The 13,296-nt window shown below is 32.9% G+C and carries 10 protein-coding genes and 1 pseudogene; 2 read left to right on the plus strand and 9 right to left on the minus strand.

Annotated elements, in window-relative coordinates; translation table 11 throughout:
• Positions 1 to 80 precede the first annotated feature (80 nt).
• The 5 genes from MKX39_RS13675 to MKX39_RS13695 form a co-directional block, all read right to left on the minus strand.
• Positions 81 to 1,073 (minus strand): TAXI family TRAP transporter solute-binding subunit, encoded by a 993-nt coding sequence (locus MKX39_RS13675; protein WP_340769858.1) that lies wholly within the window; start codon positions 1,071 to 1,073, stop codon positions 81 to 83.
• A gap of 19 nt (positions 1,074 to 1,092) precedes the next feature.
• On the minus strand, positions 1,093 to 2,994 hold the full coding sequence (locus MKX39_RS13680; protein WP_340769860.1) for a TRAP transporter permease: 1,902 nt from the start codon (positions 2,992 to 2,994) through the stop codon (positions 1,093 to 1,095).
• Between the two features lie 121 nt (positions 2,995 to 3,115).
• Positions 3,116 to 3,991: a succinate--CoA ligase subunit alpha gene (gene sucD, locus MKX39_RS13685; protein ID WP_340769862.1), complete on the minus strand. Its 876-nt coding sequence runs from the start codon at positions 3,989 to 3,991 to the stop codon at positions 3,116 to 3,118.
• 4 nt (positions 3,992 to 3,995) lie between these two features.
• The gene (locus MKX39_RS13690) at positions 3,996 to 5,078 is read right to left on the minus strand and encodes an ATP-grasp domain-containing protein (RefSeq protein ID WP_340769864.1); all 1,083 of its coding nucleotides are present in this window, start codon (positions 5,076 to 5,078) and stop codon (positions 3,996 to 3,998) included.
• 2 nt (positions 5,079 to 5,080) lie between these two features.
• Positions 5,081 to 5,854, minus strand: coding sequence for an enoyl-CoA hydratase/isomerase family protein (locus tag MKX39_RS13695; protein WP_340769866.1), 774 nt, complete (start codon positions 5,852 to 5,854; stop codon positions 5,081 to 5,083).
• A 120-nt stretch (positions 5,855 to 5,974) separates the two neighbouring features.
• Between MKX39_RS13695 and MKX39_RS13700 the strand changes: the two genes are divergently transcribed.
• The gene (locus MKX39_RS13700) at positions 5,975 to 6,685 is read left to right on the plus strand and encodes a GntR family transcriptional regulator (protein WP_340769868.1); all 711 of its coding nucleotides are present in this window, start codon (positions 5,975 to 5,977) and stop codon (positions 6,683 to 6,685) included.
• A 1,278-nt stretch (positions 6,686 to 7,963) separates the two neighbouring features.
• Positions 7,964 to 8,434, plus strand: a pseudogene (locus tag MKX39_RS13705) (HsdM family class I SAM-dependent methyltransferase); the annotation flags it as partial.
• Positions 8,435 to 8,498: 64 nt separating this feature from the next.
• On the opposite strand, the gene MKX39_RS13710 reads toward MKX39_RS13705, so the two are convergent.
• From MKX39_RS13710 to MKX39_RS13725, 4 genes are read right to left on the minus strand one after another with little or no spacing between them, the layout of a single operon-like run.
• Positions 8,499 to 9,323, minus strand: coding sequence for a ribosomal-processing cysteine protease Prp (locus MKX39_RS13710; protein WP_340769870.1), 825 nt, complete (start codon positions 9,321 to 9,323; stop codon positions 8,499 to 8,501).
• A complete protein-coding gene (locus tag MKX39_RS13715; RefSeq protein ID WP_340769872.1) occupies positions 9,313 to 11,103 on the minus strand; it encodes a ThiF family adenylyltransferase in 1,791 nt (596 codons plus the stop codon). Before MKX39_RS13715 ends, MKX39_RS13710 begins: the two co-directional genes overlap by 11 nt.
• Positions 11,087 to 12,070: a CBASS cGAMP synthase gene (locus tag MKX39_RS13720; protein ID WP_340769874.1), complete on the minus strand. Its 984-nt coding sequence runs from the start codon at positions 12,068 to 12,070 to the stop codon at positions 11,087 to 11,089. Before MKX39_RS13720 ends, MKX39_RS13715 begins: the two co-directional genes overlap by 17 nt.
• Before the next feature lie 18 nt (positions 12,071 to 12,088).
• Positions 12,089 to 13,081 (minus strand): CBASS cGAMP-activated phospholipase, encoded by a 993-nt coding sequence (locus MKX39_RS13725; protein WP_340769875.1) that lies wholly within the window; start codon positions 13,079 to 13,081, stop codon positions 12,089 to 12,091.
• Positions 13,082 to 13,296: the final 215 nt, after the last annotated feature.

Here is a 13,296-nt window from a genome sequence, read left to right on the forward strand (position 1 = left end):
GGATGGTTATCGATACTTAGAAATGTCCAGATTTAATACTAATATAATTATTTGCGATGGAGATACAAAAATCGTTTACATTATTCTAAATATCCTTTTTCTTTATAATATTTTTCAGCACCTGGATGAAGTGGAGCTATAGGATTTAAGAAAGCCTTTTTGGGATCATATACAAAAAGAGAAGCATGAACATTTATTAATTTCTCAGTATTTTCATTAATAGTTTTTGTTATTTTATACACTGTATCTTCATCTAATTTACTATTAACGGTTAAAACGTTCCCCATAGAAACAGTTTGGATTTCATCGCTCCCATTTGTGACATCTTGGTAAGTTCCAGCGGGTATAGTATTACTATCTAATCCAAATTGTGATAAATAAGAAATTAATTCCTTAGACATAGGAAGTATCTTTATTTCTTTACTTACGGAGGCTTCAGTAATAGCAGAAGCCGGTAATGATAATTGAGAAAAAATGGAGTCAATGTTACCATTTCTTAATGCATCCGTTTGCTCTTGGTAACTCCCATGAATAACTTTTCCTCCCGCAGCTTTAATTTCATTATAATCTGTCTTATAATATTCTAAAACTTTGTTAAATACCCATTCATCAGAGTTATTTACTGGTGTTGTCGCTATACTAACATTTTTCAAGTCTTCAAAAATCTCGTCAATAGAGTTAAATGAAGAGCTTGCATCAATTGCAAAGTGGAAATGATTTGTTCCGAATCCATTACCAATTATTGAAATATCATTAAATTTCTGTTCAAATGGTTCTGTTCCTTCCAGCCCCGCTTTAATAAAGGGGGGTTGCATCCAGGCTAACTGAGCCTCATTTTTTGAAATAAAGGGCATGTTCTGTAGAGACCCTCCTGGAATAGTACTAATATTGATTCCATTTTCTTCTTTAATAAGAGAACTTATACCCCCAGCCATTGTATACCAACCTCCTCCTTGGGCACCTGATGCCCATGTCAAGGTTTGTTTATCACTTGATTCGACTTTTTCATTATTACATGCTGACAAAACTACCACCATTACAAAAAGTAATAAAATTGATAAATTTTTCTTCATATAGATTCCCCCTATCATATTAAACTTCAAGTAAATCGATTCCTTTTACCCCTAGATTTGATTCTCTTTTACTCTTCGTGTAATTAAATATAAAAATAGTAATTAGCATTATAATACTTATTATATTTATATAGATATTTGGTATGATACATGCCAATGCAATTAAAGCAATTAATACTCTCGTAATCATAGAAAGTTTCACAAAAAATATCCCAATTATACTGGAGGCTAATGCAATAACACTTAAACAAGAAATGAGGAATACCCAAGCACTTTCCCATAATGTAGACCCTTCAGCTAATAACAATGCTGGGTTATACACGAAAATAAATGGTACTAAAAACCCTGCAAATGCATATTTCACAGAATATAAAGCTGTTTTCATCGGTGGGGAGTTAGCGACATTGGCCGCAGAAAATGCCGTGACACCAACCGGGGGGGTAATATCTGCTAAAATTGCAAAATAAAAAATAAACAAATGAACTGTCGTCAGTTCAATTCCGAAACCTGTGAGAACTGTAGCTGAAACAGTTGCTGTGATTACATATGCCGCTGTTGTAGGTATACCAGCACCCAATAAAATTGTAGTAATCATTACTAAAATAAGTGCTAACCACATATATCCCATAGAGAATTGTGTTATTATTCCTCCAAGAGTCAGGGCTAATCCAGACTGATTTATTACAGTCACAATGATGCTTGCACCCGCTAAAGCCGAAATAATAACTGTTCCCATCTGAACGGCATATATAAAACTTTCCACTAGTTTTTTAAAATTCAGTCTATTAACCTTTGTCACTGCCCAAAGAATCAACATAGATAATAAACCGTAAGCTGCACTGTTTGATGGTGAAGATCCATTAAATAGAAAATAAATCAATATTGCAAAGGGAATTATATAGGGTAATTGTATTAATACAGATTTAAATGTAGTTGCCTTTTCTTTTGAAGGCTTTAAATTCATGGAAACAGCTTCAAAATGAACCATAGCAAGAACGCCTATGTAATAAATTATAGCTGCTAGTACCGCCATTTTTATGATTTCAGTATAAGGAGTAGCTGTCATTTCAGCCATTATGAATGCACCTGCCCCCATTACCGGCGGAAGCATCGGACCACCCGCGCTTGAAACAGCTTCGATTGCCCCAGCTTTAACTGATGGATAGCCTATTTTCTTCATTAAAGGAATAGAAAAACTACCGGTTGCATAAATATCAGAAACTGAACTTCCACTTATACTTCCAAACAAAGCGCTAGAAAATACTGTAATTTTGGCAGGTCCTCCTCTGTAACGACCAGCAATTAAAACAGATACATCCATAAAGAAATTACCAACACCTGAATAAACCATAATTGCTGCAAAAATAATAAAAATAAAGATAATGTTACTAGAAATCCCGGTTAAGAATCCATATATTCCATCATGGGAAGACAGGTACATTATTTCTACGATACGTTCCAATCCTAAAGAACGTGTTGTAAAAGCACCTGGTAAATAGGGTCCAATAAATAAGTAACTAAACAAGATACTTACAACAATGGCGAAGGATAAAGAGACAGCTCTTCTACAAGCCTCTAATACAAGTACAATTAAGAACATTCCTAGTACAAATTCCATCGTAGTTAATTCTGTAACTTGTTCAATTCTCTTCGAAATTCTTTCATTGTTAAAAATCAAATACAGACTTGGAAATAAGGCTATTATTGATAATCCCCAGTCTATTATACTAGGATTGGAACTAGGATTTTTCTTCTTAGCTGGAAACACTAAAAATACTAGGGGCAGGAGTAACAGAACATGTATAGATCGTTGGAGCCTAGGTTCCAACGTGCCAAAAACAGCAGTATAAACGTGAAAAAAAACAGTAACCAATGCCCATATACCGATTAAGATGATTATTTTCCCTCGGAACTCTCGCATAAAGGACCTCCCGTTTTGTTTTTTTACTTTTCATTCAATCTAAACTGAATTTATCAAACTATAGAGACGGTAGGTCAACGACCTACCGAATATCATACTATGACTAATTATTGTAATTGTATTAAGAACTCGAAACACTTAGCTTAGTTGAAACTTGTTCTAAATCCGTAAGAATCTTTAAAGTAATTGCTCCCGCAGATTTTAAAATTTCTTGTTTCTTAGCAGCTGTTTCACTTTCGTTACTGATAATTGCCCCTGCATGTCCCATTCTTTTGTCTTCGGGTGCGTACATTCCAGCGATGTAAGAAAATACAGGTTTTGTCATTTGTCTAATAACAGAGGCTGAAGAAATTTCATCATTTCCTCCAATTTCCCCTACATAAATTACAGCCCTTGTATCAGGATCATTTTCAAACATTCTCAATACATCTGCATGTTGCACACCTACTATTGGGTCCCCACCTAAACAAGCTACTGTACTAGTTCCTAACCCATTTTCTTTTAACATTTCAATAACCTCATATGTTAAAGTACCACTTCTAGATACAATCCCTATATTGCCAGGTTTTAAAATAGAATCATGGATATCGCTAATATTTGCTATTCCAGTTGATACAACACCTGCAGAATTGGGTCCAAAGATCATTGTTCCATGAAGCTTAGCGTATTGAATAAACTCCATACTATCATGCACCGGAACACCCTCAGAATAAATAACAATAACTTTTATGCCAGCATCTATAGCCTCTAAAACTGCTTGTTTTACTAGTTTTGGTTGCACAATTATAAGCGATGTATCCGCATTGGTAAGGTTTACTGCTTTCTGCACACTATTAAAAACTGGAACACCTAGTATATCCTGTCCTTCTTTACCCGGTGTTACGCCTGCCACTAGGGGAGTAAAATAAAGTAGCATACGCTCAGCAAACGATTTACCAACTTTTCCTGTAATTCCTTGAATTATTACTTTTGAATCAGAATTTATAATTATCGCCATTTAATCACCCAACCTTCATGTTTAGTAGATTCTTAGCATCAGTTAACGATTTTGTAACCTGTATATTGCTAAATCTCTCTAATTTTTGGTAAGCGCTTTCATAATCATTTCCATTCATTCGTATAATCACTTCTGCTGATAGATCTCCTAGTTCTTCAGCTATAGCTGTAGCCAAGACGTTACAACTAGCTACTTGGAAATAAAAATTGAAAAAATAACGCTCTGGCTTAAGTTTTTTTATCTCACTTAATAAAAATCTTGCTCCAACTTCGTCATGAATAACATGCCCACCCAAATCTACTAACGCAAGAATTTCATGACCGCTCTCACTCAGCAAATCAAAAGTTGCCATTCCTAATCCAGCACCACTAGTAATTACTGCAGTATTCCCCTCCAATAAGACTCCTACAGTATTTAATTCTAGACACTTTCCTTCGAAGTCATTAACTTTTCTCTCTAATAATTGAACATCTTGTACATTATCTACACTATCCAAGACAATTTTTGCATCACCAGCTATAAAATCACCTGTAGCCGTTAAAAATAATGGATTAATTTCAACTAAACTGGCTTCTCTTTCTCTAAATATATTCCAAATGTTAATTAAAAGATTAGACATTTTTGAATGGTCTAACCCAATAAATAATGATGCTTGTTTTAGCATGTAAGGCTGTAATCCTATTAAAGGATTAATCGGAATGAGGATTATATCTTCAGGATTTACTCCTTCGATATCTATGCCGCCAAATCTACTTATTAAAAGTACAGGTACTTTGCGATTTCTATCAATTGAAAGGGAAACATAAATTTCACTTTCATAATTTACCTGTGCTTCTAAATATATTTCTGTAACACTTTCCCCTTGAAATTCCATTAACCTTAATTTATTGATAGTAGTTTCATATTCGGATTGATTGTTAATTTTAACAATTCCACCCTGTTTTCCTCTACCCCCAGAAAGAACTTGTACCTTCGCTATTAATGGATATTGAATATCTTTAGGCAATTCCTTACTTAAATAACCTTTAGGAATTGATATTCCATATTTACTCATAAGTTGTTTACCTTCATATTCAAATAACTTCATATTTAAGACTCCTGCTTAACTTTTCTTTTTTCGAAAAATTCCAACATTTTCGCTTGTGGTTCACCTGAACTATAACCAATTGTATGCGCTTCTACAGCATAGTTCATACAGGAATTAAACTCATGTTCGCTTAGCTGATTAAATCTACGTTTATTAATTGAAACAGCCGTAGGTGGCATCTCTGCTAGTTCTCTCGCTAAAGTTTTACTTGCGTTAGTTAAATCATCCGCTGGTACAATTCTAGTAACTAAACCATAGCGTTCTGCTTCCTTTGCATCCAGTAATCGGCCAGTTAATATTAAATCAATAGTTCTTGATTTACCCATAACTTCCCAAAACATTGTGCTTCCAATGACACAAGGTAGTCCAACATTTATCTCAGTCATTCCATATTTAGCTGTATCTGAGGTAATCCGAATATCAGCTAATAAGGCTAATTGAAGTCCAGAGCCAGTAGCATATCCATTTACGGCTGCAATAATAGGTTTTTTCACTTTTCTAATAACTCTATACAAATAATCAAATTCATTAATCCAGTTTTCTGCCTCTTCTTTATTTAACTCTTGACTCTCTGCTAAGTCTTGACCAGAACAGAAAGACTTGTTCCCAGCGCCAGTAATAATGATCACTTTCACATCATCTTGTAAGTCAGCTTTTTGAAATGCTTCTGCAATTTCCACCTTAGTATTGGTACTTAAAGAATTGTAAGTACTTTCTCTATTAATAGTAATTGTGAAAATTCCTTCCTCAAGATCGCATAGAATGTTATCATACATAATTTCATTCTCCCCTTTTTTATGATATTATAAGTTCTAGTAACTTATTATACTTATAATAACAAGTTGAATATTGAAAAGTCAATGTTTTTAGAAAATTTAGAATAGTGGAGTGATTTAATGCGTAATATATCCGCCCATCAAAGGATATACGAATCAATTATTGAGGATATCAGTTTGAATAAGTATGAACACGGTGATGTTCTACCTTCGGAAAATGACATGATAGAGTTATTCAAAGTAAGTCGTACACCCATTAGACAAGCTCTAAAGAAACTAGAGAACGATGGATATATATACAAAGTGCAAGGAAAAGGCTCTATAGTAGCGGAACGAAAACCCCAAGAAGATTGGATTAACATGAGTGGTTTTAGAGAGAGTTATAATTTAGAGTGGGGTAAAATATCCGCTCAAACTATTGGATTACAAATAAAACAGGAAAATGAGTATTCTTCTCTTTTTAATTCATCTTCGAATAATGTTATTTTCTTACAAAGGATAAGATACTTGGATGATAAACCTATTTTCTATATGGAGCATTATATCAGTATAGATATACCATATAGTATTTTTGAAAATAATCTTCATTTTAGCTCAATTCAGCAACTGTTAGTAGAACAGGCAAATATACGCTTGGTAAAAGCTGAAGACACTCTTGAGGCAGTTATTGCAGACGAATATTTGAGTATGCACCTACAAATTGAAGCTGGTACACCTTTATTAAAAGGATCTAGAATATCTCAGAGTGAATCCCAACGAATTTTTAATGTAGATATTTTTTATACCCTTACAGATAAGTGGAAATACAAATCAACTTTCACTTATAGCTAAAATATTGATTAAATCTTTAACCAATATAAAACATTATATTTATAAACACAGCTTTGCCGGCTATCGGTCATTTGGTTCTTGTCTTCAAGGAAAATGTGCTTCATGAGAACGCTCTAATCATTAGAACGTTCTTCTTTCATTATTTACATATTATTATTCTTTAGTTGGTCTAATAAGCTACTTACTTTAACTTTGTTTCGTTTCCTCTTTTAAATGGACACTTTCATAGTTGTCCTCCATTTTTTGAATCTCTACTATATCCCCTTGTTTAATAGAGCTACCTATCAGGCTATTAGGAATTTTTAATTGCTCCGATCATACTCACAAGGTAAAATACTCTAAAGAAGTCATCGTAACGTTCATAAAACTATAAAATCAATTAATGAAAGTTCATATTTTCTTACACAGTTTTACGAACTCTTTTGGTAGAATAACAGAAAAAAATCATCCGAAAAAATGATGTACTTTATATTCATTCACTTAATCGATTTAGCCGAAATAAAGCAGAGATTTTGAATTAGTGGAATGATATAACAAAAACAGCCAGGCAGATATTATATCAATACAAATATAGCTTAGGAAAATTTATTGCGAATCTTTTTTTACTGTATGATGATTAGTGTGAATATTTTGTTCTAATTATTTATACGCAACGTCAGTTTAAAAACAAATAGAAAAATCTTGTTAAACTATTTAACAAGATTGATTCCGAAATTCATTTTTTAAAATTTTCTTCATTCAGATGAAGCAACTTCCATATTAGCCATCGCTGAAACTAAGCAACCCTGACGTGAGTGGAAATTAGTACGGTTGTATATATGCAATATAAAAGCAATATAAAAAGGTATTTGTATTCAAGTGTGGAATTGAATTAATAATGATTTACCCCTTCATTCTAACTAGAGATTCGGACGTGTTATCTGGCACGTCTTTATCTTCCAAATAAAACGCAAGAAATAATTTTAGTAAGAAGGAAGAAAAAATAAAGGAAAGGAATACCGCTTATTGAATAGATAAGTATGGCTCACTTGAAACATAGTTGGAGCAGATAAGGAGAGTGATTTTTATGTTAAGAAGTATTAGTTTTTTAAATTTAGTTCAAGTATCAGTTGTGGAATAAAATAGAAAATTTAAAGTTATTACAGAAGAAGGTGTTGTAAGAGAAGAGGAAATCTACTACAACAAAGAAGAACTTCTTTTAAGATTAGATAATATCAAATCTTTCTACACTGATTGCTATAACGATGCAGTTGAAATTTTTAGGGACGAAGGAAATGGTACGAGTATTTTATCGGTAACTTTGCCTCAAGTGAAGGGAACAGAGGGGGAGAGTTCTTCACACCTTCTTCTATTGTTAAACTTCTTGTTGCGATGATGGAACCAATTGAGGGAACAGTGTTTGATCCTGCATGTGGTTCCGGTGGAATGTTTATTCAATCAGAATCATATTCAGACAGAGGAAATGCGCTATCATTTTATGGCCAAGAAAATGTAGAAATGACTTTACGTTTAGGGAAAATGAATGTGTTATTACATGGTATCAATGCAGAGATTCGCTTGGGTGATTCTTTATTAAACGATCAGTATCCAGATTTAAAGGCTGATTATGTTATTGCTAATCCACCATTTAACGTCGATACGTGGGGAGCAGAAAGAATATCCAAAGACGACCCACGTCTAATTGGTCCAGTTACTAATGCAAATGCTAATTATATGTGGATGCAGCACTTTCTCTATCACTTAAAAGAAGACATATATAGTTAAAGGTAAGAATCCCCTCAGATTCTTACCTTTTTTAAAGAAATTCTATTTGTTAAGAGTAAAATATTTTTTCAATTTTAATGTTCACGCAATTGTTCAATTTCTTCTGTTGCATATCTTCATACACCATTCTAATCTGAATTAACATTGAATCAAGAAGAGTAAAAACTTTTTCATCGTTATCTCGTCTATTTGGAACAACAAACCTGATAAAAGCCTTTTGTTCTTCTAAAATATAATCTGATATGTCAGTTAATGAAACAATTGAATTAATTGTTCCAATAAATATTTGTGAAAATACTGCATTGTAAATATCATATCCGAATGTAGCAAGATTTAGATATCCTCCGACTTTAAAGCCAAAAATTTTCCCATGTTTGTTTTCATATAGTGTAATATCTAAACCGTCTGTAGATTTAAGATTTTTTAATTGCTCTAAAAGTTTTTGTCCTTTGCGTTGAACTGCAACATAAGGATTTATGTTACCTATAATGACCATGAAAAGAAAGTCTATTTCCATATGCGAATCCTTCAACATATTACTTAATAACTTCCTATCGTCATTTGAAGGTGTTGGTGTATCTTCTGGATGTGTATGCCACTCACCAAGGTATATCCTTTCCCCGTTAGATTCTTCCCATGCAATTTCAATAATTTTTTGCGCTTTTCGAACATTCCTAACAAAGTAGTAGCGACCAGATTTATCTTCTTTTGAAGGTTCCGAAATCCTATCAACTATTATCAAATCTTTATATACTTTACCTAGTAGAACTCCTCCAGATTCATGCTGACTCTTCTTCATTTGCTTATAAGATTCAAGCGATTTAACAACACCATAAGTAAAAACAACATGTTTTTCACCAAATTTATAAATCATTAACATCAACACTTTCATGGTTAATTTCTATATCATTTAGCCTGAACGAGAAATCAGAGGCACCTACCCATTTCGGAGCCAATAGTCGTTTATTCTTCTTTTGTTCTGTTAAGTTTCCTAGCCAAGTAAAGAGCTTACTACTTTTTTCTTCGTTATTTAACTGTTGTTGAATAAACATCATGACTTCAATTATAAATTTTTTTAATTCTAGTACTCCATAGGGTACATATGATGTATTGCACCCGAGTTCCTTTTTTGAATATAAGTTTCCATCCTTTAATATCTGGTACTTATATATTCCATTATTAAATAACATTTTCAATGCAGTTTTATTTTCTGGTTCATTCCATACTGCATGTCCACCGGCTAAATAAGGTTCTACCCATACATTTAAAATTGGTTTATTAATCAAATTATTCATTTGTAATTCATTTAATCTTATTTCAGTCGGAGTATGACCTGTTGCTACAATTATTACATCATATGAATTTAATGCTTTAGGATACCTCTTTAAAAATGATAAGATGTTATCGTTAGATACATGAATTTGGCTTGTAGGGTAATGTCTTCGTAGTTTATCTCTAACTGCTACTGGCTTCTTTTGCCCCACTTGGTCAGCACCACACAGATGCCTATTAATGTTCTCAAAACTTAAATAATCAGAATCAATTAATAACAGATTTTGTACCCCGATATCAAACAGACCTTGTGCTATATGACTACCAACAGCCCCACAACCTACTATTGCTACGTTTAATCCAATGTTGTTTACTTTCCCATCTCCGCCCCTGCTCTTTAAGCGAGTTGCCCTTACGTCTTGAACCGAGTATTTAGTTATCTCCATCTTCGGGAATTCTTTGACTAATTCAAGCCATCCATGTTGGCTATTCGTCCTGAAACCATCAATTCCTGTCCGTGTACTTTTCCTACCTTTATAATTCGACACAATCTTTTTGAAAGGTTTTATATGTTCCCAAACACCCCATGAATAACCTTCGTCAGCGTGGACCGAAAACAAAACTTTTGATGGTCTTTTAGAGTTTGATAGATAAACAAAAAAATCATTTATATTACTAGATTTATTCTTTTTTATTAAATGAAATATGTTTATATTATATTTTGGAAATGGAAACTGCATAGGCTCTTTTAGAGGAACGTATAAAACCTCGACAATCTCTTCCTCATTAAAAGAGCCTCCTAAATTTTGAATCCATTTAATAGCCTCACTCTTTTGGTCAGCGAAAATACCTTGTTCTACCCAATTCTGATACTTAAACGGAACTAAATATACATTTTTAAGAGTTACAGAAGGTTGTACGATGGATAAGTAAGATCCTACACTATCTTCTGCCCAGTACGTTTCAAATTCATCTGTATAATCATTTACATTATGTTTTAATACTCCACTTAAGATTATTTCTCTAGACTTTTCAATTGATGCTTCTAATACACCTATCGGGTTATCAGGATTGGGAGTTGCTACTACTTCGTCGTAAATACAAAGCGTTTTATATTTATTTAGGTGTGGCAAAGGATATAACTTTTTAAAACTTTGATCGTCTAACTTAACTTGCGGAAATGAATCAGGAAAATTAAAAGGAAGACTTAGTAATAAATTAATATTTTGATCTTCTATTATTAATTTTATTTGTAAAGTTACAGGATACAAATATGGATTTTCCACTTCTAAGATACTAGCATCATAATTGGATTGGAGATATTCAATTGCCTCGTTTCTTTGACGAGAATATATCTCTGCTAAATTATGAGGATCGGCCATGGTTTCCTATCACTGCTGGTTCTGATGTTTGTAAAGCATATCCTTTATTCAATCTATTTTCCGATTCAGGTGGTGTATACTCTGGAAATCTATCTCCAAATATCTTAATCCAAGTATCTGCCGCCTTACTTTTATCTTCTTTTTCAAGTGCCTTTTGACCATTTGTAATTAACGATGATAGTTTGGTTAAAAAATTATTCTTAGCAGTTTCTGACCAATCTTCAAGCAATTCCTCTTCTGGAAATACGGGTCTTTTTAAAGAAAAGTCATTATTTAAAGAATCGTATATCTCTTTAGCAACTGCTATAAATGCAGAATCGTCATCTTCTTCATAACCTTCGACAAAATGATTTACTGCAAGTATAGTAAAAATCATTCCACTTGGGAATTTATCACCATTTTTTTTATTATCTTTCCACGCTTTAAAGTACCTAACTAAACGCTTTAACTGATCACCCTTCTCCGCAACTTCTTCATTAAACCAATTAGTTAGTTTTTTAGGATCACTATCTACCCAACCTTTTGACTTATGAGCAAGTTTAGGATGATCAGCATCTTTCCCCTTAATATAGATAGGTAAGTCAATATGGTAATCATCTTTATAAATTACTCTGACGCATGTATTTTTATCGAGAGGCGGTGTAGAAGTTTTATTTTCTACTGCCTTTACAATCCAATTATGAACTGTACTTGTGGAAGGCCAGTTCTCCTCTTCTTTACCTTCTAAATGTATTAAATATACTCCATCGTCTATATCATATTCGCCTTCAATAGGTTTGATAATTGTGTTCATCATATAGGACCCTTGTCCCCAGAACTTAGGTTTGGAAACTTTTAATGTCTCATCGAAGTACTTTTGAATGTCTTTTCTAATAGAATTTCTTGAAGTACGTAGCGATGCTTTTTTACTGGATTTTAACCTAATTTCATCATCAAACTTTAAAAACAAATCATTACATTGAACCAAATCTTTCACTCCCTATTTTCATTTTGGATTGCTAAAGAACTTTTGGATGTCAGGACTATCAATCCACTTTACACTTGCTTCTTTCCCCTTACTAACTAAAATATCAATAGACTTACTGCTGGCATTATCTAATTCAATTAACTTACTTTCCCCTTTTGAGATAGGTTCACTTTCAATCCTAATGTAATGCCCTTTGAGTGATTGATTTAAATATTTGATATGAAAATGTGTAGAGACAGACTGCAAATCCATCATTAGTGAAATTAAATTCTTATTCCATAATATTAATGACCTATGTAGAACTTTTAATTTTTTTTTGTAAGCAAAGTTTTCATGCAAAGTTGAGATCGATAGAAGGGTAAATGACTTATATTCGCTATCTTTATGATTTATATAGAATCGATACGCTTCTTGAATTCCATGTAAGGCCGGGTTATTTGCGTATAGTCCCCCATCAGCAAATTGATGCTCAGGATTTGGCATCGTAGATATACTTTGTATAGGGAAATATGTTGGGGCAGCAGTAGTAGACAATGCAACTTCTACTAAAGAATGTCTATTGTCAAGTGTTAAATCTGGGTGATGGTCATTCTTGATTATGCGCGGTAGTCCTGTAGTAATATTTGATACTGGTATTAAGACATTTGTTTCACATTCAGATAAAGTCATATTCCCAAATACCTTTTTCAGAGCATCCTTTAATTGAGTATCACTATATTTTGAACTTAGTACTGCCTGCTTAATAAATCCCCACAGACGTTGCCTTGAGGATTTATATGGAAAAATTTTATGACCTTCGCTAATATAGAAATTCACTATATCCTTAGCAGGAATTCCTGCTGCTATACCTAATGCGATTATGCCACCAGTTGAAGTACCACAAATCAAATCAAAATGATTGCTTAGTTTTCCATATTTTTCTTCAAACTCGGCCAATATTACCGCTGAATATAACCCCTTAATTCCCCCTCCATCAATAGAAAGTATTTTATAATCTTTATCTTTCTCCATATTTTTCACCATTTTCTTCAAATTACTATTTCGTTGAATATAAGTATATAATACCATTAAAATAGTAAAAATGTTCTAAAAAAATAATTATTATATAGCACAATTTTAGTGTTTCTTAATTATTAGTTTAATCAATATGTATTAAAAAAGAGGATAGAAAATAATTTCTATCCTCTTCCTTTATTATTTATTTTCAACCTAGCCGTTTAACTATA

It is taken from the genome of Psychrobacillus sp. FSL K6-1464 (genome assembly GCF_038003145.1).
GTDB lineage: Bacteria > Bacillota > Bacilli > Bacillales_A > Planococcaceae > Psychrobacillus > Psychrobacillus psychrotolerans.